The 26092-nt window shown below is 67.1% G+C and carries 20 protein-coding genes and 2 pseudogenes; 4 read left to right on the top strand and 18 right to left on the bottom strand.

Annotation, left to right across the window (positions count from 1 at the left end; translation table 11 throughout):
* Positions 1–12 precede the first annotated feature (12 nt).
* The 9 genes and pseudogenes from P3X83_RS37815 to P3X83_RS37775 form a co-directional block, all read right to left on the bottom strand.
* Positions 13–3342: a hypothetical protein gene (locus P3X83_RS37815; protein ID WP_277310195.1), complete on the bottom strand. Its 3330-nt coding sequence runs from the start codon at positions 3340–3342 to the stop codon at positions 13–15.
* A complete protein-coding gene (locus P3X83_RS37810) occupies positions 3339–4583 on the bottom strand; it encodes a hypothetical protein (RefSeq protein WP_277310194.1) in 1245 nt (414 codons plus the stop codon). Before P3X83_RS37810 ends, P3X83_RS37815 begins: the two co-directional genes overlap by 4 nt.
* Before the next feature lie 61 nt (positions 4584–4644).
* Positions 4645–5934 (bottom strand): helix-turn-helix transcriptional regulator, encoded by a 1290-nt coding sequence (locus tag P3X83_RS37805; RefSeq protein ID WP_277310193.1) that lies wholly within the window; start codon positions 5932–5934, stop codon positions 4645–4647.
* Positions 5935–6452: 518 nt separating this feature from the next.
* A complete protein-coding gene (locus P3X83_RS37800; RefSeq protein ID WP_277310192.1) occupies positions 6453–7808 on the bottom strand; it encodes a hypothetical protein in 1356 nt (451 codons plus the stop codon).
* Positions 7809–7840: 32 nt separating this feature from the next.
* On the bottom strand, positions 7841–9856 hold the full coding sequence (locus P3X83_RS37795; protein ID WP_277310191.1) for an HNH endonuclease: 2016 nt from the start codon (positions 9854–9856) through the stop codon (positions 7841–7843).
* 1984 nt (positions 9857–11840) lie between these two features.
* Positions 11841–12482 (bottom strand): DUF2637 domain-containing protein, encoded by a 642-nt coding sequence (locus P3X83_RS37790; RefSeq protein WP_277310190.1) that lies wholly within the window; start codon positions 12480–12482, stop codon positions 11841–11843.
* 104 nt (positions 12483–12586) lie between these two features.
* Positions 12587–12713: pseudogene (locus tag P3X83_RS37785) on the bottom strand (tyrosine-type recombinase/integrase); the annotation flags it as partial.
* A gap of 299 nt (positions 12714–13012) precedes the next feature.
* Positions 13013–13783: pseudogene (locus P3X83_RS37780) on the bottom strand (site-specific integrase); the annotation flags it as partial.
* A 357-nt stretch (positions 13784–14140) separates the two neighbouring features.
* Positions 14141–14431 carry a tyrosine-type recombinase/integrase gene (locus tag P3X83_RS37775; RefSeq protein ID WP_277310189.1) on the bottom strand — a complete coding sequence of 97 codons (291 nt, stop codon included), beginning with the start codon at positions 14429–14431 and terminating at the stop codon, positions 14141–14143.
* 24 nt (positions 14432–14455) lie between these two features.
* Here P3X83_RS37775 and P3X83_RS37770 point away from each other — a divergent pair, with 24 nt between their 5' ends.
* The gene (locus tag P3X83_RS37770; RefSeq protein ID WP_277310188.1) at positions 14456–14665 is read left to right on the top strand and encodes a hypothetical protein; all 210 of its coding nucleotides are present in this window, start codon (positions 14456–14458) and stop codon (positions 14663–14665) included.
* Between the two features lie 107 nt (positions 14666–14772).
* Entirely contained in the window at positions 14773–16506 is a 1734-nt protein-coding gene (locus P3X83_RS37765; RefSeq protein ID WP_346742782.1) for a protein kinase, read from the top strand.
* Here P3X83_RS37765 and P3X83_RS37760 read toward each other — a convergent pair.
* From P3X83_RS37760 to P3X83_RS37725, 8 genes are all read right to left on the bottom strand, one after another.
* Positions 16446–17030 carry a hypothetical protein gene (locus tag P3X83_RS37760; protein WP_277310187.1) on the bottom strand — a complete coding sequence of 195 codons (585 nt, stop codon included), beginning with the start codon at positions 17028–17030 and terminating at the stop codon, positions 16446–16448. The two genes, P3X83_RS37765 and P3X83_RS37760, sit on opposite strands and share 61 nt — an antisense overlap.
* Positions 17031–17038: 8 nt before the next feature.
* Entirely contained in the window at positions 17039–17680 is a 642-nt protein-coding gene (locus P3X83_RS37755; RefSeq protein ID WP_277310186.1) for a response regulator transcription factor, read from the bottom strand.
* Positions 17671–18897, bottom strand: a complete 1227-nt coding sequence (locus tag P3X83_RS37750; RefSeq protein ID WP_277310185.1) for a histidine kinase — start codon at positions 18895–18897, stop codon at positions 17671–17673. The genes P3X83_RS37755 and P3X83_RS37750 overlap by 10 nt, the downstream gene beginning before the upstream one ends.
* 90 nt (positions 18898–18987) lie before the next feature.
* The gene (locus tag P3X83_RS37745) at positions 18988–19776 is read right to left on the bottom strand and encodes an ABC transporter ATP-binding protein (protein WP_277310183.1); all 789 of its coding nucleotides are present in this window, start codon (positions 19774–19776) and stop codon (positions 18988–18990) included.
* Entirely contained in the window at positions 19773–20792 is a 1020-nt protein-coding gene (locus P3X83_RS37740) for an iron chelate uptake ABC transporter family permease subunit (RefSeq protein WP_277310182.1), read from the bottom strand. The genes P3X83_RS37745 and P3X83_RS37740 overlap by 4 nt, the downstream gene beginning before the upstream one ends.
* Positions 20793–20809: 17 nt before the next feature.
* Positions 20810–21805: an iron chelate uptake ABC transporter family permease subunit gene (locus P3X83_RS37735; protein ID WP_277310181.1), complete on the bottom strand. Its 996-nt coding sequence runs from the start codon at positions 21803–21805 to the stop codon at positions 20810–20812.
* A complete protein-coding gene (locus P3X83_RS37730; protein ID WP_277310180.1) occupies positions 21795–22667 on the bottom strand; it encodes a siderophore-interacting protein in 873 nt (290 codons plus the stop codon). Before P3X83_RS37730 ends, P3X83_RS37735 begins: the two co-directional genes overlap by 11 nt.
* Complete coding sequence (locus P3X83_RS37725) at positions 22664–23686, bottom strand: ABC transporter substrate-binding protein (RefSeq protein ID WP_277310179.1); 1023 nt, start codon at positions 23684–23686, stop codon at positions 22664–22666. The genes P3X83_RS37730 and P3X83_RS37725 overlap by 4 nt, the downstream gene beginning before the upstream one ends.
* Positions 23687–23807: 121 nt before the next feature.
* On the opposite strand from P3X83_RS37725, the gene P3X83_RS37720 reads away from it, so the two are divergent.
* Both P3X83_RS37720 and P3X83_RS37715 read left to right on the top strand, forming a co-directional pair.
* Positions 23808–24674, top strand: coding sequence for an AraC family transcriptional regulator (locus P3X83_RS37720; RefSeq protein ID WP_277310178.1), 867 nt, complete (start codon positions 23808–23810; stop codon positions 24672–24674).
* A 29-nt stretch (positions 24675–24703) separates the two neighbouring features.
* Complete coding sequence (locus P3X83_RS37715; protein ID WP_277310177.1) at positions 24704–25285, top strand: hypothetical protein; 582 nt, start codon at positions 24704–24706, stop codon at positions 25283–25285.
* On the opposite strand, the gene P3X83_RS37710 is transcribed toward P3X83_RS37715, so the two are convergent.
* Positions 25282–25764: a hypothetical protein gene (locus P3X83_RS37710; RefSeq protein ID WP_277310176.1), complete on the bottom strand. Its 483-nt coding sequence runs from the start codon at positions 25762–25764 to the stop codon at positions 25282–25284. The two genes, P3X83_RS37715 and P3X83_RS37710, sit on opposite strands and share 4 nt — an antisense overlap.
* Positions 25765–26092: the final 328 nt, after the last annotated feature.

Below are 26092 nucleotides of genomic sequence, written 5' to 3'. Positions count from 1 at the left end.
GTCCTCTTGTACTCAGGCGCCGGGCTGCCCGGGCTCGTGGGGGTCGATGCCGGCGTAGGAGAGGAAGGCGTTCAGCGCCTCTCCGTACAGGTTGTTCATCTGCTGCCGTATCTCCGGCGTCCACTTGGAGTGGATGCGGCGCAGAACGGTCTCCAGGTCGGCGCTCCAGGTGTCCTCGTGGAAGGCGTAGTCCACCATGTGCAGGACGGCTTCCGTGCCGCCGCGGCGAGCACGGCCGGCGAGCTGGATGAGGTCGACGATCATGCCCGCTACGACCTCCTCCTGGAGCGACTTGTGCATCGCCGTGAACTGGGGAGCCGTGCGTAGGAGGAGCGCCAGCCGCTCCCAGGCCGCATCGCGGGCATCGGCCAACGCCTGGAACGGGTTCGAGCTCCCACCTGTGGGCAGGGCGCGCAATCCGGCGGCGTTGATGCTTCCGTACATCTCGGCTGGTTCGTTGAGCAGCGCGAGGGGGCGTACACACAGGTAGACGGAGCGGACCGCCGAGCGGATTCCGACGACGATGTTGAGGCCCCTGGCGATGAGCGACAGAGGTACCACCAAGATCTTCCCGTGCTGTGGGAACTCCTCGAACTGCTCTGCGGTCAGCCGCGCGGCGATGTTCTCCCTGGGCAGTTCGGGATTGGCGCTGTGTCGTTCGCCAGCCCGAACCGCCACGCACAGTCCGCCGCTGTACCGGCCGGCCTGGGCGATGCCGCGTGCGAGCCAGGCGCACTGCTGGTAGGAGTTGGCCACGACGAGGACGTGGGCGCGGTCGGGATCCTTGACGGCCGTGCGTTCGAGTTCGCTGTGGATGTACTGGTCGTACAAGTTGCCGCCCAGTTCGATGAGCGCGTCCTTCTTACGGCTGGAATGGGTGCCGGAGACCTTGATGGGCTCACCGAAGAGGGGATGACCTTCCCCGTAGTCGATTCTGTGCTTTCTGGCTCGGATGGACTTGGCCTGTGCGTCGGTCATCCACCAGCGCACTGGAGCGTGGAGGTGTTCCCGTACGGCTTGGGGGAAGTAGGCGGTGGCCGAGAGGCCCATCACCGGTCGTTCGGTGCCTGCCAGTATCAGGGAGACGATACCGCCGAGCTCGGCGGTGAAGGTGTGCGGGTCGCCGGCGATGGTCTGGGCGACCAAGGCGGCGTTCTTTTCCCGGTCGTCAAGCCCGGTTACGCGGTAGCCGGTGATGGCGCGGCCGAGCGTACCGAGCGGAAGGACCGATGACACGGCTGTCGTCTGAAGGTTGTCCACGATTCTTTGGGCCGAGCGCAGGCCTGATGAGCGGTAGTCGTGGGCTTTTTCCCGCAGCTCCGATAATGCCTCGTCCAGTTCGATCATGGCGGTGCGGGTGACGAGGAGGTTGATGGCCTGAGCGCGCTGGTGCGGGTCTTTGACACTGTCCTCAAGAAGGCGGTGGAGTTCGAGTTTGACCGTATCCAGCAGGTGCTCGCCGCGCGGCGCCACCAGTGCGTCGAGTGCCTCCCGCACCTCGTTCCAGACAGGCTCAAGAAGGCTCACCTGGCCGGTCAGCGGGTCGAGGCGTTGATAGCGGGCGGGCATCAGGGCGTTGAGACGCTGAAACAGCTCGGCCGGGATGTCCGTCTCCTCCAACGGGTCTGCATCCGGCCAGAGCAGACGGATCAAAGTGCGGTCCCGGCCGCGGGCTAGATGCCAGCGGGTACTCGTCTGGTCGGGGATGCGGGCCTGGGCTCGGTCGTCCTCTGTGGCGTGCAGGCTGAGGGCGTTTTTGCAGATGTTCAGCAGCAGGAACTCGGCCATGAGGCGGACGTGGCTGACGGCGGGCAGCAGGTTGTGCTCGTCGTCGATGCGCAACCGCTTCGCGTCGGTGTCCATCTCCTGGGGTGCGGCCGACCAGTGGCGTCTGGAATGCAGGATGATCTCGCTGGCGCACTTGTCGACGGCCCGGGATTGGAATTGGTCGACCTCGTCGACGAGCACCGCATGGCAGGTTCTCAGTGCGAACTCGGCCGCTGTCAAGCTGCGGACCGGACGGCCGTCCTGGTTCATACCGATTCGGAGGTTGCCCTGCATGAACACGTAATGGTTCATGATGACGACGTTGGCTGTGGAAGCTTCATACACCGGGGCGAACTTTCCACAGGTGGGGATCCAAGGACAAGCCGCCGAACCCACACCCTGCTTGTGGAGCGACAGGCACGGCTCACGTGCCGGTGGGTAGTCTCCCGTCGCTTCCAGAAACGTCTTCTGCGCGCAGCCGTAGGCCAGCGGGTCCACATCACGCTCTGCTCGCTCTCCCCATTCACCTGGGGAATCGGGATCCTCATTAAGCAATAAAACGTTTTTCCGTGCACGCTCGTGCATCCCGGAGGAGGACATTAGGTGCGCGCACGTTGACTTATCGGCGACGACTCCCAAGCGGTGTAGATGGGCCAGATCCTCACGCACGTTCCAGGTCGCGGCAAGGCATGCCTTGATGTCCGGCAGGACGACGGCCACACGGAGGCCGTTGACGGCGAACCATGAGCCCATGACCCGGACCATGACGCTCTTACCAGTGCCGGTCGGCGCATGGAAGATCTCCATACCGCCCGCGGTCAACGTCAGCGCGTCCTTCGGCGACACCGTGTCGGTGGTCTGCAGCACATCGAAGAGTTGTCTGAGGGTGCGGTGCAGGTACCGCTTCTCCTCCGGGTAACGCAGATCGATCTTCTTTGCGAGGTCGAGCAGCTCGGATGTAGGAATCGGCAGATCTGCCAGGTACGGAGCGGTCGAGACATGAGGGAGTTGGTCATGGTTGAGCGGTTCGCGGAACTGAGGGTAGGCGGGGATCACAATACGTCCATGGACTTGGCCCACCTCCTTGACGAAGATTTCCCCTGTGGCCCATGTGCCCGGGCCGGCGAACTCTGGGGGCTTGGGACGAGCGCTCGGGCGCCGGAAACGTGCGAGCTGTCTGTCGACGTAGTGAAGCAGGTCACCCCCCACCCTCGGCAGGGCGGCATCGGCGGTGAACGGGGTATCACCGACAAGTTCGAACAGCGCTATGGGGGCGGTGCCATCGGGCACGTCCGTATTCAAGGGCGCGAGCAGGGAACGAGCCGCGACGGAGAACGTCCGGACGTCAGCCAGGTCACTGGAAGCGATCGAACAAACCGCGGCGATTCGCTGCTTCTCATCGTGGGGCAGGCTCTTCCAGCGGGCCCAGGCCTGGTACTTCCCTGAGACCAGGAAAGCCGCTTGGGCGAAGGGAGCGGCTCCGCGGACATCCCCCGCCACCTCCCGGGGAAAGTAATGGGCGGCCAGGGCGAGTGCCGCGAAAACCGCGGTCTCTCCGATCGGTGTGTCGCTCACGTCCAGTTCACCCCTGACTTCTCGCAGACCATCTCGCCGAACTCCGAGGCGGCGGCCACCCGCATCTCATACTTGGCGCACACTCCGGACAGCAGCGGAATCTGGCCAGCCCGATAATCCGGGACGACCAACCAATCAGCGCCGCCCCTGTCGCCTTCCTGGGCGTGGACGAGCTTCGCGAGTGTCGTAGCCGAGGTGTAATCCTTGACATCGACCTTGAACTTCTGTTTCTTGCCCCGCTTGGGGCCGACCTCGACCAGGAGGTCGTATGCGTCCAGCCCCGGCCACATCTCCACCTTCAACCCGCGCTCGGTCAGACGATCGCGCAGGGCCAGTTCGGGCAGCCCGGGAACGGTCGTATACCGCCAGATGCCCCGAACGAGGGCCTTGTGCCCATCTATGGGCCGGGCCTGCGGCACCTTCTTGACATCCGGGTAGAGCACGGCCTCGCGCCCATCAGGGCGTGGAGGAGACGGCTCAGGCAGCAACTCGGGCGCACTCAAATCCGTCGGTAGCCGGAACAGATAGGAGGCCCCCATATCGGCGTGTGGAGCATGCCAGCAGCGAGCCGTCCCCACCGGAACACCGATGTTCTTCCGGGCGACCAGGCGCATCGGCCAGGCGCAGATCGGGCAGGGGAACCACCAGCCACGGTAAACCGAGTCGTACGGGATCTCCTTGTAGAAGTCGACAACCATAGGAGGCAACCTCAGCTCACACAATTCGTCTTTGGAGCCGGCGGGACGCTTGATCAGGTCCGATCGGCCAGCCACGTACACAGCCTGGTCACCTCGTTTGCGTAGCAAGGTGTAGACCGTCTCTTGATCGATCTCGGCCTGAAGCTCCCGATCGCTCATCAGGCCTGCGGCTTTGTCGAGCTTGCGCAGGGTATGCAGCAGCATTCGCTGTTCAAGATCGAGATCGAAGGCGTCCTCAGTGACCTGGCCGTCCTGGTCGACGACCAGCGTCCCGTCCAAGTCCAAGGGCTTGATGCCGTCCGGCAGCAGGCCCCCCAGATCACCCTTTAGAGCCCGCCGGAACTCTCCGAACGGCAGTGGATTTCCGGGACCGCGAGCCGCCAACATCGTGCCGTGGCACTCCATCAAGGTCGTAAGGCGTTGCTCTGGTTCCAACCCCGGGGTGGTCATCGCCCTCGCCGCACGCAACGCGGCACGGGTTACGAGATAGCGGACCCTGACGTCATCGAGCATCTGTGCGTCGTCATCGATGGGGCTTGTCACAGGCACAGAGCGTAAACGGCGCCTCCCACAGAATCCCTGACGAACCAGGGAAAGTATTCAACTATGGCATATCACCTGCGAGAGCATCGAGTCCTATGGTAAGAGCGCGCGGGTAGAGCTGCCTGTAGACATCGAGGTACTCCGCCACATGCCGTCTGCCAAGTCGGGTGAGCCTCCATCTGTACTCGGCGACGTGTGTATCCCCCGGTGCCATGACGGGTACGGAATCCACGAAGCCACGGCTCGGTCGACCTCCGGATCTACCTCTATAGCCCACGCCAATGAAGAAGAGGGAGCGCCCCGCCAGTTGATCGTCTTCCAAGCCGATCGGCTCGGCGGCCGCGACACGGGCCAAGACTCCCCAGAGCCATTCTGACAGTAAATGGGCGGCCGGGTCAGGCTCGCGAGGCTCACCGAGCCCTGCCCGAGCAGCCGCACGACCGCGCCGGGTGATCTCCACAAGGACTCGGCCGACCTCGCCAACGGCGGGATGCTCCACCGTGTCCTCGGTGATCATCAGCAGCCTTCGCCGCTCCAATGCGTGCACCGTCTGCCCTGCTCCGGGATCATGCACTCCGGACCGGCGAAGACGCTCCTGCAGGCGGGTATAACCGACCACCGACGGCGCGGCCTTCAGCGTCAAAGGCACCTTGCGCCACTCGGCTGCTCTCGGTACGGGAAGCCGCTGGACCCGCCGCATCCACATCTCGGTCTCCGTCATGCGATCGTCACGCATGATCTCCCCCAGATAGATCTGCTGCCGCTCGTTCAACGACTCCCACGTCGCCAACGCGATCCGCGAGGGCTTCTGCCTTTGTTTGTTGCCCGGCACCGGCGCCGGCTCGTCCCCCCGGGTGCGCATCCAGGCGTCCAGCACCATTCGAATGGGAACGCCGTACGCCTTCGCCAGCGGAGCGAGCAGCCGTCCGGTCGCCTCCGGATCCTGCCAGTGCCGCCCTCGCACCGGTCGGCCGCACTCCAAAGCGGAAATCTTGGAGGCGGAGACGCACAGTTCCCTCCCCGCCTGCGAAGCACGCAGAAGCTCAGCTACTCGCTCCAAGGTCAGCCCTGCGGCATACCTCAGGTCGACCAGCGTCTCCTGCCCACGCCGAGTGCCGGTCAGAGCATCAACCTCACAACCGAGGGCAGCGGCCAGTTGCTCCAATCGCGCTGGCGTCGGGGTATGTCTTCCTTCCTCGTAGAAGGAGATCATGCGGGACGACACCCCGACTCGATCAGCCAGCTCCGCATGCGTGAGTCCCAGTTCGGCCCGCCGGGCGGCCAGCCGTGCCGGGTTAATGGTTCGCCGGGGAGGCGGCATGGCTCCATCGAAGTCGAAGGAAGACTTCATCGCAAGAGCGCCACTCGAGCCCGGGACTGAACGGGTCATCGGCTCAGTGCTTGGCCTGGCCGACACCGCCTGTACCAGGGTGCTAAACGGCCGTACATCTATTGGCTCCAGGGTCAACTCAGCGGAGGCCGGTTTGTCCGTGGTCATGAGTACTCTGCGATTTGTGGCATCGGGTAGGCGTAAGGACATCCGGACCCGGTTACGAACCGGCTGTTCGCGCTGTCCGGGAATCAGTGTGCGTTTCCTGGTTTTACAAACGCTGTGACACACCAGGTGGCTGCGGGCGACCAGCCGGTGACGCTGGCTCAGCGGGCGCACATCGTAGGCGTGGGGCGGCAGGGCCCGCGGTCGCGCGCGGTTCCAGGCCCAGTGGATTGAGGAGCTCCGAAGATTCCGGACAGTCGGCTATATAAGCTGACAGCCCATACCACAACCATTGGCTGCAAACTTCGGATGTTACGGGCTGTTCCTCGGAGCTCCACGCGGGCGAGTATGCCTCACGTTGAGAATAGTCGACGCTACTGCCGCCGTACGATCAGGGCTGCCAGGTCGTTCACCTTCTGCTGCAACTCGGTGACCCTGATAACCAGGGAGTCATCGGCGAAGGCGAGTAGGTCATCGGGGTCGATCGACTGGATGCTCTTGACGGTATTGTGCAATGTTTTGCTTAGCTTGGTACGCTGCTCGCGAATCAGGAGATCGGGGTCGGCTTGCACCACTTCGGCGATCAGGTTCTGCACGAACTCATATGACTCAGTGACGGCGTCGGCGCTGGCGTGCGAATCTTGAACGACCGCGAGATGGTTAGCGGCGTTCTCGCGTGCCTCGGGGCTGAGCTCGACCAACTGGCCGCCGGGAGATTTCGCCTTCCCCTCCGTCAAGACCCGCTGCACGTACTCGGCGCGCTCGGCCCGACGCGTCTCGACGGCGGCCTCTTTGCGTAGGACGGGATCGGCCAAGGCTTGGGCCATGACAGCGGCTCGGGCCTCCGGCCGCTCCAGGAGTGCGTCTCGTGCGGCTTCGGCGGTCTGTGGATCGCCGAGGATTGCCGCACGCATCGCCGGGCGGTTGGAGGTAATCTCCACCGCCTTCTTGTAGCTGGTGCCGATCGCCTCGGCCTCTGCCGCGAGTTGCTGGCGCTTGTCATTGCTAGTCTCGTAAAAAGTAAAATAGGCCGCCCATGTCTCCGGCGCTGGAAGGGCGACTTCCTGGCCGGGTCTTAGCTTGGCCGCAGGTGGCACGATGCCGGCCTGCGCCGCACGCTCCCATGCCTTGAAGTAGCGTGAAACACGCCCGACGTCGCATCCGGCCCGTTCGGCAAAGGCGGTGAACGACACCTTGCCCGATTCAGGAGTCGAAGGCCTTTCGGGTTGGTCGTTGGGGTCGCTAACAGGCGCGCCGGGGAGTGAACCGCCTCGGGCATTACGGGCGCTTCGGGCGACCATCAGGGCGAACAGCCAGCAGCCGTACTCGGCGTAGGCACCAAAACCCTGAGCGTCGCGAGTGATCGGGTCATGCTCGGGGTCGGGGCCGAGAAGTTCGGTTACTCGTCTCCGCATCCGCTCCATCCGTTCGCGGATGTGGGGGACACCCTCATTCGGGTGGCGCAACTGGAGCAAGGTACGCACGTGCTGAACTTGGGAGTCCAACCCGAAGGGCGGCTTGGCCTCGATGAAGTCGGAGAAGACGTCGAACGGCCGGTCATGATTGACCCCGGAAGGGATCTTCTGCCATGTGTTGTCCTCCACCACGGCCGCTAGCAGGTCCAAGAACCCCACGGGGGTGCCGCCGTTGCGTTCTAGGCTGACGCGGAGTTGGTAGACCTGCTTCTGCTCGTCGGTCAAGTAGCTGTTGGAGTCAACGCGCGTGGCCATGATGTTCGGTAGTCCTTCCCGCTGGGATGGAGTTAGGTGAGGCTGAGCGCAGCCTGCAACCTCCGGTTTGCCTTCTCTACCGTGTTGGCCTCATCTGCGCTGCACGAGGCACGCTTAACCTGAGCCATTGCTCTTGTCACGGCTTCTTGGTAACCGGGAGCATCCGGCGTGATTCCCTTCTTGGCGAGGTGACTCGTGACGGCGTCCCGCACCCTGCCTTTGATCTCCTCGATCTGCTCGCGTTCGGTTTTGGGGACCTCGAAGACCGGCGGAGGCCCAGGTTCAGGACACGGTTGCGGGACGGCGGTTTGGACTTTGAGGCGAAGCCCGGCTAGTTCGATCACCTGCTTCAGCTTGGTGACGGTCTCAGCGGACTCGACCTCGTGCTTGATCTGCTCGACGAGTACGACCTCGGCGACGTCCATGTCGACCTCGTTGCTGGAGGCTCGGGTGCCCGCAGCAACTGCGGACTCGACGTAGGACAGAGCCTCCTGTACCGAACCCTTCTCTGCGGCCTCGCGCTCGCGTTCCTCGACGAGCCTCAGGCCAGCCTCGCTCTCATCACGCAACAGTTCCAGAAAACCTTGCATCTTTGGGTCATCCGGGGCAATGATCACACATGACTGGGCGCGGGGGGCCATTTCCTTCCACACTCGCAGTCCGCGGCCGACCAGCTGCATGAGATGACCGCCGTCGCGGTAGTGCGTCAGGACACCAACGACCGTGATCTGCGGGCAGTCATAGCCAATGAACGCCATCCGGACGGTGACCAGAACGTCCTGCTCCTGAAACTTGAAGTCCGCGAGCGCCTGGGGTGCCTCTGTGTCGGAGGACACCGCTAGCTTGACCTTCAGACTTGGGTAGGTGGCTTGCAGGTACTCAGTGACCCTCCGTGCCTCCTTCTGCCCCATGCAGGAAATTAGTCCTCGGTACTGCCGGTTGAACACCTGTTTGTCGCGCACCGCCGACACCACCCGGTCGACGAGTGGCTTCCAGGTCTTTTCATCTCGCAGTACTGGTACCAATTCACTGCCGTCATCAGACAGGTTGTACTCCACCAGGCTCTCACCAGTGCCGTCCTGACCATTCAGCGTTCGCTTGGATACGCGCGAGTCCGTACGGTTAAGCTCGAACTTGCGTAGATACCCCTCCGCGATGCCGTCGGCGTAGCTGGCCTCAGCGTGGTGGACGAGCTTGCGGCGTTTGGGGTTGGCCGGGTCAGGCTCATAGTCGGCAAGGATTAGCGGCTGGTTATCGGCCCGGTAAGGCGTCCCGGTCAGCAGGAGCGTATGCCTGGCGTAGTCGTGCATCCTTTTGATGAGCTCTCCGGCGCGGGTTCCTCCGTTGTCCGCATCATTGGTGTCTCCGCAGAACTGCGCCTCATCAGCGATCAACAAGAACCGGTCTTGATTGACCGTCGCCCAGTTGAGGAAGACCGCCTCGTTAGTGACTAGTGCGCTGTAAGTGGATACGAAGCCGCTACCGGGCTGGCTCTGGACTGTGAGGGGTGTCTCGTTGACCTTGTGTCGGATCATCCCCAGCCGCTTGGTTCCATCGAACAACAGGCAGAGCCCGCGAATCTCGCCGTTGGCGGTCTTGTTCATCCAACTGGTCTCGCACTGCTGCGCAAGCGCGGTGCGGGGCACAAACACCGCTATGTTGGTGATCAGGTCTTCGCGGTACAGGCGGGTCGCAAGCGACTGGTAGGCGAGGGTCTTGCCTGATCCCGGTGAGGCCAGGACGACCGTGCGGTCCAGGTTGGCGCGCAGTCGGCCGAGCACCTGGTTGATGACTTCCTCTTGAAAGGGGCGGGGGGCGAAGTCGTCGCGGAACTGCATCTGGCGTCCTTTGCGGTGATTGCATGCATCACACAGCGCTTGACCGTTCTCGATCGTGGTGTGACCACCGTCAGCCCAGGGAATGCGATGGTCGGCGTGCCACCTTTCCAACAGCTCTGCACTGCACCACTGACACCGCCCCTCGGCTGCTGTGAACAGCATCTGTCGCTGAGAGGCACTGAAGAACCGTTGCGGATCGAGTTCCACCACGGTAGCCACATCCTTCCGCCCTGTTGAGCTCGGGAGCCCCGACGCTACCCCAGGGGGCTGACATTCTGTGGGTGTTCGCTCACGTCAGATAGATCATCACATCGCCTTTCGTTGGTGTCCCCGATGCGCCCCTACCGTCTGCGTGCGGCTACGCGGGCCTGCTCCCGCGCTTATCTGACTCATAGAAAGGTACGCGGCCGTCTGAGCACACTCCAGCAGCATGCGGATGGCCTTGTCCTTGGACTCAGGCAAGGACTGGTTGCGCCGTTTTATCGCGTACCAACCTATTCCAGACTTTGGTCACCTTATATTGCCGACTGTCCGGAATCTGCTAGGTACGCGCGTTGCCCGCCACGACCTGACCGCCGACGGGTAGACCGCCGTGCCTTGAAGCCAGCAGCCCCAAGACACGGCGAACCGGAGACTCACAGACAACGGGCCCACCTTGCCGATCCCGGCCCGATCAGTCGCCGGCGCAGCCGGGATACCTGTCCCCCACCCCACAGCGTCTGTACTGCTCAGGCCGGACCTCCACCTCCCCCGATTGCCCGATGGTCAGCCAGTACCGCGTAGGCACATACCGCCTCATGCGGACACATCCGTCGATCCGGCGGCCAGCGATCTGCCTACGGTCACAGTCCCAGCCTCTGGAATCGACTTCGGGCTGTATCCGCCGGGCGGTGACCGATCCGTGCGGCTCACTCCGGCACGCGACCACCAGCGCGAGCAGCCCGAACAGGCACATCACCCTGACGAGCACCGGCAGCCCAGCCGCCAGTATCCGGGCGGTGCGCCCGGAAACGCGAACCGCCCCGGCATCGCCGGGGCGGTTCTGGAGAGATCGAATCAGCAAGCGACCTCGCCAACGACGACGCCCATCATGATCGCCCGACCTCCATCTCCGACGGCCTGCACCCACCCACCGCAGCCCGACACCGGCACCCCGCGGCGTACCTCCCCGGGCGTGGCATCGCGCAGGAAGCCGGCCACGTCGCCGACCTCGACCACCGGGCCGGTGAGCGCATCGCCGACCGTGATCCGGCATCCGTACCGCCCTTCCCGCCCCGCAGCCGTTGTCCGTTTGACGGTTCCGCCCCACCTCGCGCGTACTCTGACCGGTCATGTTTCCCTCCTGATATGGGTTTGGTGATGTGAGAAGCGAGAACCGGCGTCGATGACACCGAGTTCTTCTGTTCGCCGTGGCGGCCTCGATGAATACGGCCAGCAGATGGTGAACGTCCGGCGCGACCAGCACAGGATGCTCTGCCCATGCGCAGCGGGGCTGCGGTGACCTGCCCGCAGGAGGCCGGACCGAAATCGGAACGTGGCGCACATCGGCCTTCCTGGACGACGCTTGTCGGATGACGAGCGATCAATAACAGGCCGGGCCGGCCCGTTCCCTGTTCGGGCCGAGTTCACCTGCAAGGCCGGCTCGTTTGATCCTGCGCCCCCGCCGAGCACTGCGCCGGAACCGCTCAGCGATCGCCCTGCCGGACGGCAGCGCCCCATCGGGCAGGCGATTGGCCCGCGCCCACTGCCACGCGGCCTGCCGCAGATCGACCCACTCACCGATCTCCACGCCCTAGACATCCGTCGTACCCGCTCCGCCTGCCCCGGGCCATGCGAGCACCACCGCGTCGCCCGGTACGGGCACCTCCCCATCGGCGGCGACGGCATCGCGTCCGGCGGGCCGTTGCGATCACACTCCAAGCCCTTCGAGGCGAGCTTCGGCTGTATCCGCTTGGCAGTGACAGGGCCCGTGCGGCGTGCTCTTGCACGCCGCCAACGGGGCGAGAAGCCCGATCACGCACTGAGCTCTGGTGATCTTCGGCAGCGACGACATGGTCATCTGAATCCCTTCTGAGGACAGCACAGGACCGCCCCGGCATCGCCGGAGCGGTCCTGTGTCGTGTGTCTGATCTGGCTAGTAACCGATGGGCGCGTTCGCCGCGTTCCAAGGGCGGCGGCCGTCCATCGGATAAGGTCAGCCGAACCTCCCCTCGAGTCCCGCTCGCTTGATCCAGCGGCCCCACCGCGGGCTCCGCCGGAACCGCACTGCGATGGCCCTGCCCGACGGCAACGTCCCATCGGGCAGGCGATTCGCCAGAGCCCACTGCCAGGCAGCCTGTCGCAGCTCAGCATGAGTGTGGCCTTCGACGCCACAGGGAGGCGAGGACGCTTCCATTGGAGAGAGTGACCTTTCGCCAGCGGTCACGGTCATGCTCGCGGGGTAAGGCCGCCGGATCTGGGTCATAAGAAGCTCGTAACTTCCGATTAGCGCAGCGCTCGGCCAGGCTGCGATGATTCGGCCGATCAGACCCGGTTCCGCGACGGCGACGTTCGCGCCCAGACTGGCCAAGCTTCCGGCCACGAGCAACGTCCACGCCAAGGGACTCCCTCGCGAGCCGTACCTGCTGGACAGCAAGATGGTCATGGACGCCACCACGATCAGGCCGTCCACGGCAAGTGGGATGAGTACGGCTGCCAATCGGTCTTCGCCGTGCCGCATGCACAATTCGTGCATGTGGCGGTAGGACACCACGGCTGCGATCAGGGCGATGAGGCCGACACTGGCGATTGTCGTGCTTCGGATACGTCGCAAGCCCTTGTTACTGCACGTCACCATCGCGCCTCTTGCATCAGTTCCGTCCAGCTGCGTTATCTCCGTTCTGACCGATTCCGGATCTTCGAGAATGCGTCCAGCGCAGTCTCGTCCGCGTCATCCAGCGTGTGCAGATACTTTTCTGTGGTGGCGATCGAGGCGTGGCCAAGCCGTTCCTTGACCACCTGCAGATCCGCGCCGCCAGCGAGCAACCAGGAGGCGTGGGCATGTCGCATGTCGTGGATTCGCACGTTGATGCCCAGTTCGGCTTCCTGGAGCGCGGGCTTCCAGATCTGACGCCGAAACCAGTCAGCCGGGATGTGGCCGTCGGTTGCCCGCAGCCTCGGTTCACGCGGACGGTCCTTGCCAGAGGACCTCCGGCCAGCACGGTAGATGGCGAACGCGGCACGACAATGTTCGCAACGACACCTACCGGCGGTGTAGGCGCTCAACGTGCCATGGCGGTAGCTCCTCCCTTCTTCATTCGGCTCAGTGAGGCCCAGTTCGCAAGGATCAGGGACGAGGCGGAGCACCGGTTTGGCCCTGGATTCCCGCTTCCACGTGAACAACAGATCGTCCCGATCGAGCTTTTCTGCTTCGATATGCGCTTCGACCTTTGCCGTGATCTGTGCTGTGAGCTTGAAGCGCCGGAACTCTCTGTCCTTTGGGTATTCTTTGACAATGAACCGTTCACCATCGGGATGGAACTTCGGGTTCACCTCGACTACCGCGCGGGAAACGGTGAGCATTCTCGACCTCTGTGCCAGATCTTTGACTCGCAGCTCGGTCAGTTCTCCCCACCTCAGCCCCGTCTCGATCGCCAACTCAATGAGAAGCCGGGAGTCGGCATCCGGAAGCGCCCGATAGAGCACGTCGAACTGCTCAGGAGTGATGATCGTCCGCGGCTTTCTCGGCACCGGGGGCGTTTTCACGCCTCGGCAGGGATGCAGATACGTCACCTGGTCATTCAGCGCCGTCGTACAGATCGCACTCAGCAGCACCTTGGCATACTTGATGGTGGCGGGGCCGACACCATTCTTCTTCATCGTCGCGACCCAGGCGCGGACATGCTCGGGAAGGATGTCGATCATCCGCATCGCACCGAACTCGGGAATCAGATGCCGGTGGATCGTGTACGTGTAGCTTTGCCGGGTGGTGGCTTCGATCTCGTGGTTCGGTAGCCACGTGTCGAGGACGTATCGCTCGAAGGACTGCCGCCCTCTCCGCGGGTCCCCCACTCGTCCCTGCGCGACGAGGCTCTCAGCGTCCCGCCACGCCCTGTCGGCCTCCTTCTTGCTGGAGAACGTCCCTGCAGACTTCTCCATCCCCTTGAGATCGAGGTAGTAGGCCGTGTACCGCGGCTTGCCGTCGCGGCCGGAGCGCTTCCGTGAGAATCCCAACCTGTCGATCACCTCCTTGATCGTTTGACCGTTGTTTGACCGTGAGACCTGCTGTCACAGATGGGCACCCGCAGGCACGGATGGGCCCAGAGAACCGCTATCTACCTGGGAGTTTACCCAAATACGCGCTGCCATCACGGCTCTATGTGAACGTGTGATCACCGTTCGGGACGAAGAGGCCGTGGGTTCAAATCCCGCCACCCCGACCCGCGTGAAAGGCCACTTCCGGCAATCGGAAGTGGCCCTTTTGCTTCCCGTACAGCTACGAAGTACAGCAGCCGATCAGTCCTCCCCTAGCGTCCGGCCCAGCTTCCTCAGCGCCTCTTGGGTCGCGTCGTCGGTCGCCTCGGTGTAGACCTCCGTCGTCACTGCGATGTTGCTATGCCGGAGAATCCGCATCGCGACGCGGGGGTGCACATCAAGTGCGGCAAGCAGTGTCGCGCACGTCCCCCGCGTGCCATGCACCGTGATCCGGCGAACACCTGCCTGCGATACGCGGTAGTCGAATCTCCGGTTGAAGTTCCGCGCGGTTCGATGGGTGTCCCGTATCGCGTCGTGAAGACCAGTGGTCATGTCCGGCTCCTTGGGACGGTCGTCGTGGTCGGGGCAATCGCGGAGAGGCTGCGGCGGGCCTTCCCCGACCGGCTGGACGACACGCTGGCGTCCGCGACGGCCGGGGCCGTGGTCGGTGCGATGGTCGGGACGGCAGTGGGCGGCATCGAGCGAGGTGACTCACCGGACGAGCTGCGCGAGCAGGTGCGGCGTGCCCTCGATCTTCTGGAGCATGGGCTGCGCACCCTCGAATGAGCGCCGTGGCCACCCCGGGCCTTCGGGATCGGCGGTCTGTGATCTACGGTCTGCCCGAATTGCCGGACTCTCGTGTTTAACGCGCAGTTGCTGACTAAGTTGGTTCCGTGGCTGATTACGCTGGACCACGAGTGGTCGCCGACCGGTACCAGGTGCTGGACCGGATTGGTGCGGGCGGTATGGGAACCGTATGGCGCGCGAACGACCAGCTGCTGAATCGCATGGTCGCGATAAAAGAGATGCACCTTCAGGCCATGGGCAAGGAGCGGGCCAAGAAGGCGGCCAGGGCCCGGCGGGAAGCGCACACAATCGCCCGGATATCGCATCCGAACGTGGTCAACGTCTACGACCTCGTCAGCGAGGACGGGCGGTTGTGGCTGGTGATGGAGTACGTGGACGGGCCCTCGCTGCAGCAGCATGTGGCGGAGAGCGGGCCGATGAGTCCCGCCGCCGTGGCGGAGGTGGGGCTGCAGGTGCTCTCGGCGCTTTCGGCGGTGCACGCGGCCGGGGCGTTGCATCGGGACATAAAACCGGACAACCTGCTGCTGCGCCCCGACGAGCGGGTGATCCTGTGCGACTTCGGCATCGCGGCGCTGTCCAGGACCGATCCGATCACGGCCACCGGGGCGGTGATGGGGTCGTTCGGCTACATCGCGCCGGAGCGGCTGACCGACGAGCCGGCGGGGCCGCCCAGTGACCTGTTCTCACTGGGGGTCACGCTGTGCGTGCTGGTCACGGGGCGTTCGCCGTTCGATCGTCCGGAGGCGGTGGCCGTGCTGAACGCCGTGCTCCGGGAGGAGCCGAACATTCCCGACACCGCCGGGCCGCTGCGGTCCGTGATCGAGGCGCTGGTCCGGAAGGATCCCGCCGATCGCCCGACCATCGCCCAGGCGACCGAGATGCTGCGCCCGTTGACCACGCGGATCCTCACCACGGAGGCGCAGACGGTCACCCCGCCGCCGCGTCGCCGCCGGCTGCTCGGGCTGGCGGCGGCGGCGTCCGCCGCCGTGCTGGTCGCGGTGACCGGAACCGTGATCGTGCTGACGAATTCGCCGGACCAGGAGGCGGCCACCGGGGCGGTGAGCCTGACCAAGCCGTCCACCGGGCACCCTTCGATCGCGAACACGAACCCGACTCGCATTGATGAGGTAATGCCGGTTCCGGATGACCCGATGGTCAATGCCCCGGAGAGTTACTGGATGTTCTCCGGCGACCGCTACATTCGGGTGCGCCTCTCGGAGTCGGGCTATCCGATTCGGGAAGTGTTGCGACCGCCCTCGGCGATGCGAGCGTGGAAGAACACATTATCGAAATATCCGGGGTTTCGTACCAAAGTAGACGCGGTCCTACGCGTTCCCGGCAATAGCCATGAGTACTGGGTCTTCTCCGGAAAGCAGTACCTCCGTCTGAAGCTCGCCGGCGCGGCCCAGGGCTACCAGGACAGCCTGGTGGCCGGTCCGAAGCCGCTGAGCGACTGGAAGAACGCCCTCGGCGATCTCGCCGACAACCCCATCGACGCGGTGATGCGGACCCCGGACGACCCGCGGCAGTACTGGTTCTTCCAGGACGGCCGGTACGTGCGCACCACGCTGAACGACGAAGGACCCGAGGGTCACGTCAGCTACGGCCCGGCGCCGGTCGCCGGATGGCCCGGCACCTTCGACAAGTTCCCCGCGTTCCGGGAGGGGATCGACGCCGCCTTTCCCGTGCCGGGCGAGTGGAACTACTACTGGGTGTTCGCCGGCACGCAGTACATGAAGATCCGCGTCACCGACGACGCCTACGAGGACACGGTGACCGAGGGGCCGGAGACCCTGCGGAACTGGGCCGAGCTCGGCTGAGCGGCCGCGCCGGTCTTGGGGCCGCAGGTCACCTCCTTGGTGGCCGGTGGGCACGACACGCTCCAGTCGGGGGTGGTCACCAGGACGCCGACACCGGGCGGCACGCTCAGCGTGTAGCCGGTACGGCAGGCGGGGTCGGCCGTCCACGGCTCCTTGGGGCAGGTCACCTCGACCCGCAGCGTCTTCCCGCGCTCCCAGGTCTCGTGCAGCGAGGGCGCCCCGCCACGCCAGACGGTCTCCCGCTTGACGGTGAGCCGCCCCGCGACCCCGGGAGCGACCCGCACGGTGGCACCGCCCTGCACGTCCACGATGATCTGCGGCGTGGTGACGGCGTAGGTCACCGTTCTCGTCTCGGTCATCCGCTCGTCGAGGACCGACGACTCGAAGGAGCCGGGGAAGGAGAAGTCGTAGCCCCGGGGGACCCGGATTCCCGACCACGCCGCGGCTGCGATGCCCAGCACCGCGACCGCCGTCAGCGCCGCGCCGATGGCGATCCACCAGGTTCGCACCGCTTTTCGCATCATGCCGCCCCTCACACCTTCAGAAATCGCAGTACGGCCAGCACCCGGCGATGGTCCTTGTCGGCACCGGAGAGCCCGAGCTTGGCGAAGATGTTGTTGATGTGCTTGCCGACCGCGCTCTCCGACACCACCAACGCCTCGGCGATGCCACCGTTGGAGCGCCCTTCCGCGATCAGCGCCAGCACCTCGTACTCCCTGGGGGTGAGCAGGTCGAGCGGATCGCTGCGCCCGCGCAGCAGCAACTGGGCGACCACCTCGGGGTCGAGCGCGGTGCCGCCCGCCGCGACCCGCCGCAGCGAGTCGAGGAACTCGGCGACGTCGGCCACGCGGTCCTTGAGCAGGTAGCCGATGCCGGTCGTCGCGCTGGACAGCAGCCGGGTGGCGTAGCGCTCCTCGACGTACTGCGAGAGCACCAGGATCGGCAGTTCCGGCCACCGGTGCCGGAGCAGCAGCGCGGCGCGCAGCCCCTCGTCGGTGTGCGAGGGCGGCATCCGCACGTCGGTGACCACGAGGTCGGGCTGGTGTTCCTCCACCGCGCGCAGCAGGCCCTCGGCGTCGGCCACCGCGGCGACGACCTGCATGCCGCCGGAGCCGAGGACCCAGACCAGGCCCTCTCTGAGCAGTACGGAGTCTTCCGCGAGGACTACGCGCACGGCAGGACCGCCTCGATCGTCGTCGGGCCGCCGTGGGGGCTTTCGACGCGCAGCGTGCCGTCCACCGAGCCCGCGCGCTGCGCGAGGCCGCGCAGGCCCGACCCCTTGGCGGCGTCGGCGCCGCCCCGGCCGTCGTCGCGTACGGCGAGGCGCAGCACGCCGTCCTCCCGCCGCACGGTGACCTCGGCCCCGGAGGCCCCCGCGTGCTTGGCCACGTTTGTCAGCGCCTCGGAGACGACGAAGAACGCCACCGCCTCGACCACGGGTGGGACGCGCTCCGGCGTCTCGACGCTGAGCCGCACCGGGAAGGGGGCGCGGGCCGCGAGGCCGGACAGCGCCGCGTCGAGGCCCTGGTCGTTGAGCACGGCGGGGTGCAGCCCCTGTACGACGTCGCGCAGTTCCTTCAAGGCCTGCTTGGCCTCCTCGTGGGAGCGCACGATCAGCTCGCGCGCGGGCTCGGGCAGTTCGGTGAAGGTGGCGCGGGCCATGCCGAGGTTCAGCGCGAGCGACACGAGCCGCTGCTGGGTGCCGTCGTGCAGGTCGCGTTCGATCCGGCGGCGTTCGGCGTCGGCGGCCTCGACCACCTCCGTGCGGCTCACCCGGAGGGTCTCGACCCGGCGGGCCAGTTCGTCCTTCACGCTGGGGCCGAGCAGCGCGCGGGCGGTGGCGGTGTCGAGCGCGGTGATCCCGGCGAGCAGCCACGGCACCACCACGAACAGCGCGAGCGCGCCCGCCGCGGGGGCCAGGGCGACCCACCCGGCGCCGGCCAGCCGGAGCTGCACCGCGACGACGGCCGCGACCAGGCAGGCCGACCAGGTGGCGACCCCGGCTATGAACCCGGCCACGCCGAGCAGCGGCCCGGCCAGCAGGTGGTAGAGGAGCTGCTTCCACAGCGTGGCCGACCGCAGGTCGGACAGCAGCCGCCGCAGCCTGCCCCGGTCTCGGGACGGGCGCGGCAGCGGGGGGATCTCACGGTCGAGGAAGGCGGCGAACCGGGCTCGCTGCAGCCAGGTGAGCGGCGGCGCCACCCGGGTGAGGATCAGCAGCGCGACGACCGGCCCCACGATGGTCCACCACAGCACGATGGACAGCGCGACCAGGCCGGCGAACACTCCCAGCGAGACGAGCGCGATCGGGACGCCCGTCATCACGTGGAGGGTGCGGAGCCAGGTGCGCGCCGACCAGTGAGCGCGGATCCGGTCCCAGGGGGTGGTCATGGGTCAACCCTAGAATCGGCGCCGCCCGGCCGACATGAGCCGGGCCTCCGACAATAAGGTGTGGAAAACCACACCCCCCGCCCCACAAGATCACTCGACCGTGGGCACCACCATCGGCGTGCCGGTGACCGGGTCGGGGACGACCACGCAGGGCAGGCCGAAGACGTCCTCGACCAGCGCCGCGTCCACGATCCGCTCGGGCGGGCCCTCGGCCACGATCCGGCCGTCCTTCATCGCCACGAGATGGTCGGCGTAGCGGCACGCCTGGTTGATGTCGTGCAGCACGGCCACGATCGTGCGGCCCCGGTCGCGCAGCCGAGCGAGCAGGGCCAGCAACTGGTACTGGTGGGCGATGTCGAGGAACGTCGTCGGCTCGTCCAGCAGCAGGTGCCCCGTCTCCTGGGCCAGCACCATCGCCATCCAGACCCGCTGCCGCTGACCGCCGGACAGCTCCGCCACCGGGCGGTCGGCCAGGTCCGCGACCCCGGCCGCGTCCATCGCCTCCGCCACCGCCCGCTCGTCGCCGGCCGACCAGGTGGACAGTGGCGACTGGTGCGGGTAGCGCCCGCGCGCCACCAGGCGCCTGGTCACCATCTCCTCCGGCGCGACCAGGTTCTGCGGCAGGAACCCGACCTCCTTGGCGATCTTCTTGGAGCGGAGTTCGCGCACGTCCCGGCCGTCCAGCAGGACGGCCCCGCCCGACGGCCGCACCAGCCGGACCAGGGCGCGCAGCAGTGTCGACTTGCCGGAGGCGTTCGCGCCCACCACGGCGGTGAACGCGCCGTCCGGTACGCCCAGGCTCAGCCCCGCCGACACCACGCGCTCGTCGTACGCGAGGGTGATGTCCCGGGCGGAAAGCCGCGTCCGCGCAGCCGTCACTTGTACCTCACTTCGCGGTAGAGCAGCCAGATCAGGTAGCAGCCGCCGATGACCGTGGTGACCACGCCCACCGGCAGCGCGATCGGCGCGAACAGGAGCTGCGCGCCCAGGTCGGCGGACTGCAGGAGCACCGCCCCGGTCAGCGCGGCGGGCAGCAGGGGGATGCCGGGGGCCGCCACGAGCCTGCGCCCGATCTGCGGCGCGGCGAGCGCGATGAACACGATCGGGCCCGCCACGGCGGTGACCGTGGCGGTGCACCCGACCCCGGCGAGCACGAGCAGCAACCGCAGCCGTCCCAGGGCCACCCCGGACGTGATCGCCGGTTCGTCGCCGAGCGCGGCCTGCCGTACGGTGTGCGCCAGCGCCGGCGTGGCCGCCATCAGCACGCCGATGACGGCGAAGGCCGGCAGCAGGTCCTCCCAGTCCACGCCGTTCAGCGACCCCGCGCTCCACCCGGTCGCCGCGATGGCCACCTCCAGCTCGGAGCGCAGCACGATCCAGGAGTTCAGCGCGGTCAGGATGGCGTTGACGGCGATCCCGATCACGATCAGTCGCAGCCCGCCGGAACGCCGGTGCAGCGACAGCGCGTAGACCACGGCGGCGGCCAGCAGCCCGCCCAGCACCGACCCGGCGGCGAGCTGGGCGGCGGTGCCGCCGAGCACGGTGATCACGATCAGCGCGCCGGTGTACGCGCCCGCGTCCAGGCCGATCACGTCGGGGCTGCCGAGCGGATTGCGGGTGAGATTCTGGAAGAACGCCCCGGCCAGACCCAGCGCCGCGCCGAACACCAGCGCCGCGGCCACCCTCGGCAGCCGCCACTGGGTGATCACCACGACGGCGTCCCCGCGCCCGGCCATCGCCTCGGCGATCTCTCCGGGAGTGGCCCACGTGGGGCCGTGGCTGAGTCCGGCCAGTCCGAGCGCGAGCGCCGCCGCCAGGAGCGCCGCCGAGGTGACGGCCGTGCGCACCTCGACGGCGGCCGAGAACGGCCCGGCACGCAGCACTAGGGCCCTCATGCCCTTGGTGTCCCTCATCACGTCACCAGGTCCTGACGGCGGACCGCCCAGATCAGCGCCGGGCCGCCGAGGAACGCGGTCACCACCGCCACCGGCACCTCGCCGGTGGGGAGCAGCACCCGCGCCGCGACGTCGGCCGCCACCAGCAGCACCGCCCCGAGCAGCATGGTGAGCACGACCAGCCAGGCCACCGACCCGCGCGCGGCCCGGCGGGCCAGGTGCGGCACGATCAGCCCGGCGAACGCGATCGGCCCGGCCACCGCCGTCGCGGCCCCGGCCAGCGCGGTCACCAGCAGCAGGACGACCACACGCGTGCGCACGACGTGCCCGCCCAGGGTCTGCGCCACCTGCTCGCCCAGCGCGAGCGCGCCCAGCGGACGGCTCACCGCCAGCGCGCCCAGCAGCGCGATCGCGATCACCAGCAGCGGCAGGAACACCGGCGCCTGCTCGCGCCCGGCCAGCGAGCCCACGGCCCAGAAGCGGTACTCGTCGAAGACGTCCGGCATCAGCAGCCGCAGCCCGAGCGCCGCGCCGGACAGCACCGAGCTGAGCGCGACGCCGGTCAGCACCAGGCGCAGTGGCGAGCTGCGGCCGACGCCGTAGACCAGCGCCGCGACCAGCAGCGCCCCCACCGCGGCGAGCACGAGCTGCGCGGGCTGCGACCCGCCCATGCCCAGGGCCCCGCCCACGGTGATCGCGAACCCGGCCCCTGAGGTCACGCCGAGGATGCCCGGCTCGGCCAGCGGGTTGCGGGTCATCACCTGGATCAGCGCGCCGGAGACGCCGAGCGCGGCGCCGACGGCGATTCCCATGACGGTGCGCGGGATCCGCACGTCGCGGACGATCAGGTGATCGCCGGTGCCCGCGTATGCCGTCAGCGCCCGCCACACCTCATCGAGTGGGATGTGACGGGCCCCTACGGCGATCCCTGTCAGGGCCGCGACGACCAGTAGTACGACGGATCCCACCAGGAACGCGACCCGGCGTGGAACCGCACTGGGTTCAGTCGACAAGCCCGGCGACTCCCCGCTTCCAGTAGCCGGTGATCAGCGCGTCCGTCCGGCGGAGGGCGCGCAACGGTTTGATGTCGGTGGCCTCACCGGCGGCGAAGAGGAAGGAGCGCCCGGGGAGGGGGTCCAACTCGGCGACAACCTCGGCGACGGTATCGGCGAGGGCGGAGCGGTCGCCGACACGTACCAGCCGGACGATGCACACGCCGTCCGGGAGGTCGGGCAGCGGGTAGTCGTGCTCGACCGGATCGTCGCACTCGACCACTACCTGAGCGGACACCGCGGGCGGGGCTTCGGCGAGCCAGCGCGCCACGGCGGGCAGGCCGGTCGCGTCCACCGCGAAGACGTAGGAATCGTAGGTGTGCGGGAAGGCCAGCGCGCCGGGCGGCCCGGCGATGGTGACCTCCTCGCCCACCGTCGCGGCGGCGGCCCAGGAGGAGGCGACGCCGCCGTCGTGCAGCACGAAGTCGAGGTCCAGCTCGCGGGCGGCGGCGTCGTAGCGGCGGATGGTGTACTTGCGCGTGGTCGGCATCGGCCGGGGCCAGTCGAGCATCTGGTGGTCGTTGGGGACGGGGGCGCGGAGCGTGCCGTCCGGGTCGGGGAACACGATCTTGACGTGGTCGTCGGCCTGGTAGGTGTGCAGGCCGTCCAGGGCCGGGCCGCCGAGCGTCAGGCGCAGCATGCGCGGGGTCAGCTCGTGCCGGGCCACGACGGAGACCGTGCGGGCGCCGATCGGGTACGGCACGCGCACGTTCCCCTCCCCCGCCCGGTGATGCGCCGCGACCTTCGGCCCGGGATCCGACCGGTCGGGGCCGGGTCCGTGGGAGTGGCCGGCGTGATCGGCGTGGTCCGCGTGGCCGCTCATCGGGTCAGCAGCGGCGCGAGCGCCTGGTCGATGGAGCCGAGGGCCGCCAGCGCCGACTCGTACGTCGCCGCCTCGGTAAGGCGCAACGGGATGGCCTTCCCGGCCTTGACGGCGGGCAGCGCCTGCCACAGCTTGGAGTCCAGCACGTGCTGCACGGACTTGGCGGGCGAGCCGTCCGGCCGCACCGAGTAGGTGATCGCGTCGGCCTCGCCGAGGCTCTGCGGAAGTTCCTCCGTCGAGGGGTACTCCGACACGGCCTGGCTGCCGGGCCCCGGCTTCTTCACCTTGCCGTAGTAGGTCACGCCGATGTCCTCGGCGATGTTGGTGCCCCAGGAGCGGGAGAACTCGCGCTGGAAGGTGCCGCTCGCGGCTTCGCCGTAGGAGCCGACGTGGCCGAACTTCATGCCGCCGAGCACGTCACGGTACTTGGCGGACAGTTCAGCCGCCTTCTTCTCGTAGGCGGCCTTGGCGCTCTGGTGGTAGTCGCTGCGACCGGCGGCGTCGGCTTGGCGGCGGGACAGCTCGCGCCAGGCGTCCGGCGTGGTCGGTCCGATGGCGACGGTCGGCGCGATGGAGGTGAGCCGCTTCATGTCGATCTGGGCGAGCACCGGCGCGGGCACGCCGATCACGATCAGGTCCGGCTTGGCGGCGGCGACGGCCTCGTAGTTGGTCTCGGCCGCGGTCTCGCCCGCCACCTTGGCCAGCTTGTCGTAGGTGGTGCGGTCCTCCTCGCTCATCATCGGCAGGCCGCGCTCCCAGGAGGAGATCCCGGCCAGGGCGGCCCCGGCCTCGATGAGCACCGGCACCGCGTAGCCGGTCGCGACGACGCGCTTGGGGTCGGCGGGGATGGTGATCTCACCGTTGTCGGCCTTGAAGATCCTGGTGGCCGGTTTGGCGTCGGTCGCGGCGGACTCCGAGGAACCGGTGGAACCGGACGAACCGGCGGAGCCGCAGCCCGCCACCAAGGCGAGGGTGAGAACCAGCACACCGCCGAGGCGGCGGGGCAATCGAGGGAACATCAGCGGAGTTTCCTTAACGAACGCGAGCAAGAGCACGTGTCACCTGCCCCTCAGGACAGCCGCACAGATATTTAGGCTAGCCTTACCTTATCTTCACGGAATATCGCTGAGAGGACATCCGATGTCGGTGGCGGGTCACTACGGGGCAGACCCGATCCGGTGCGAGGAGTACGGCTACGGCCTGGGCGATCGCAACGGGATCCTGGTGCTCAGGTACACCTCGGCCGCCCATCTGGAGTTCGGGAAGACCCGGCAGGACTTCCTGCACCAGTTCTACTGGTCGCCCGACGGCGTGCTGGCCGCCTGGCACGGCGGCGACGCCCGTTTCGTCGGGCCGCGCGAGGTGTACTGGGCGCACCAGGCGGTGACCCACGAGGTGCGGGCGGGCGACAGCCAGTCGGTGTACCGCGTCTTCCTCCGGGAGGTCCCGCCGTCGCTGGCGGGGCTGCGGGCGGGAGCCGTGCCGATCAACCCGGAGGCGGCCGGGCTCGTGCGCGAACTCACCGTCCCCGGGACCACCGTACGGCGGGCGCTGGCCGCACGCGCCCGCGTCATGAGCGGCCTCGGCCCTCCGGCCGACACCGAGCCCGCCTCCGGATCACGCGGCGCCGGCACCGGCACCGGCTACGCCATGCACGTCGCCAGGGCCCTGTCCGGCGACCTCTCCTCCCCGGACGGCCTCACGGAATGGGCCGAACGCCTGCACATCAGCGTCAAGACCCTGCAACGCGACTTCGTCCGCGAGTTCGGCATGCCGTACTCCCGCTGGCGCTCACTGCTCCGCCTGCGCGCCTCCCACCTGCTGCTGGAGACCCACTCCGTGGCCGAGGTCGCCCACCGCGTCGGGTACGCCACGCCGTCCGCCTTCATCACCGCCTTCACCCGCCAGTACGGCTGCACCCCAGGCCGCCGCCGATCCGTCGCGAGCACGGGCGGAGTCTTTTCGGATTCGCTCCGTTCGCATGGGGTGCGGGGGGTTACACCGTAGATGGGCACCTCGGGGAAGAGGGGATGGAGATGCCACAGTTCGGTTTCTATATGGCGGGGGCGAGCGTCGTCACCGTGGGACGGCTCGGGCTGCTGATCGCGTGGGATCCCTTCGACAAGGGACCCGCCGGTGCGGATGAGCTGGATCTATCCGGGATTCACCTCTACTCGTGGGTGGGGCCGCTGTCGTCGGTGGCGCCGCAGGTGTGCAAGGTCAAGTCGAAGTCGCCGATCACGCTGCCGCCCGCCGGTTGCCCCGAGACCCTGGACGGCGGGCCGCAGGGCGACTTCTTCATCCGGTTCGGGATCAAGGCCGGGGGCACCGGGGGAAGCACCATCGTGGACGGCTGGCTGGAGGTCTTCGACGCCAACGGCCCGACCCGCCTGTACGGGTTGGTGGATCCCCCCGCGCTGACCCAGAAGATCGAGTTGGCCGAGGGCAGCGCGGCCTCGGGCGCGCCCGAGTTCTCCATGCAGGACCGGGTCGTGGACCAGGCTCTGGAGGACCCGCTGGAGGGCTGGGCCGTTCTGCTGGGCGGCGACATCGCGGCCATCGACCTCTGGCGCGAGCTGCTGACGCCGGACGCGCCGCTGAAGTGGAGCCCGATCTAGGAGTCTCCGGCAGGGGCCTCCGGGGCGGTTCTTCGGATCGGTTTCTCGTCGAGGAAGCGGGCGCCGCGCGGGAGGCGTTGCATGCCGTCATATATTCCGCTGGCGAGGCTGTCGGCCTTCTCTTTCTGGAGCGCGGCGATGGCCCCCATATCGGCGCAATAAATCTGGATATAGTAGGCACCTGGCGTGGTCACCAGGACCTCCTGGGGATTGTTCGGGTCCTCATCGGAACGCCATGTGCCGTCGGAGGCGACATTCACCGCCTTGACCGGATACCACAGCCTTTCCACGCCCGCCCGTACCACGATCCACACCTCGGATCCCGCCGGGATGTCACTGGCCTCGCCCGCCACGTACAGGGCGTCACGGGTCAGGACCAGGTTGTCCTGGACGCTGGTGATCGTGCCGCTCGGCGGGACGCTCTTGGCCGTGCGGTCGGCGAGCCACAGCCCGACCGTGACGACGGCGGTGATCACCATCGCGCAGACGGCGATCTTGTCGCCCCGGCTCCAGCGAGATTTCCGACGAGAAGGATTCTTCCGACTTAGTGCATTCATGTCATGACACCGCCCTTCCAATGGCGCCATCGCCCGGCCGTTCTTCGCTTCTCCGCCGATGGTAAATGCGCAACATTAGAATCACGGCAGCCAGCCTTTAAGTCAGAAATTGAACCTTTCGCAGAGAGCTGTTGCTATATCACTGAATCGTGCGCACACGCCCCGCAGCGCGGGCTAGTGGTGCATCACGCAACCTTGGTGGGGTAACTGGTCCATGATCGAATCGGGGAGCTTGCGGCGAAGCTGACCT

The sequence above is a fragment of the Spongiactinospora sp. TRM90649 genome (genome assembly GCF_029382225.1).
Taxonomy (GTDB): Bacteria; Actinomycetota; Actinomycetes; order Streptosporangiales; family Streptosporangiaceae; genus Spongiactinospora.
This window is presented reverse-complemented; position numbering and strand designations above follow the sequence as displayed.

Coding starts and splice junctions, on each gene's coding strand:
- P3X83_RS37805 (WP_277310193.1), bottom strand. CDS start 5,934: ATGAAGTCTTCCTTCGACTTCGATGGAGCCATGCCGCCTCCCCGGCGA.
- P3X83_RS37800 (WP_277310192.1), bottom strand. CDS start 7,808: ATGGCCACGCGCGTTGACTCCAACAGCTACTTGACCGACGAGCAGAAG.
- P3X83_RS37790 (WP_277310190.1), bottom strand. CDS start 12,482: ATGGTGACGTGCAGTAACAAGGGCTTGCGACGTATCCGAAGCACGACA.
- P3X83_RS37775 (WP_277310189.1), bottom strand. CDS start 14,431: ATGACCACTGGTCTTCACGACGCGATACGGGACACCCATCGAACCGCG.
- P3X83_RS37760 (WP_277310187.1), bottom strand. CDS start 17,030: ATGATGCGAAAAGCGGTGCGAACCTGGTGGATCGCCATCGGCGCGGCG.
- P3X83_RS37750 (WP_277310185.1), bottom strand. CDS start 18,897: ATGACCACCCCCTGGGACCGGATCCGCGCTCACTGGTCGGCGCGCACC.
- P3X83_RS37740 (WP_277310182.1), bottom strand. CDS start 20,792: ATGAGGGCCCTAGTGCTGCGTGCCGGGCCGTTCTCGGCCGCCGTCGAG.
- P3X83_RS37730 (WP_277310180.1), bottom strand. CDS start 22,667: ATGAGCGGCCACGCGGACCACGCCGATCACGCCGGCCACTCCCACGGA.
- P3X83_RS37725 (WP_277310179.1), bottom strand. CDS start 23,686: ATGTTCCCTCGATTGCCCCGCCGCCTCGGCGGTGTGCTGGTTCTCACC.
- P3X83_RS37720 (WP_277310178.1), top strand. CDS start 23,808: ATGTCGGTGGCGGGTCACTACGGGGCAGACCCGATCCGGTGCGAGGAG.
- P3X83_RS37715 (WP_277310177.1), top strand. CDS start 24,704: ATGCCACAGTTCGGTTTCTATATGGCGGGGGCGAGCGTCGTCACCGTG.
- P3X83_RS37710 (WP_277310176.1), bottom strand. CDS start 25,764: ATGGTGATCACCGCCGTCGTCACGGTCGGGCTGTGGCTCGCCGACCGC.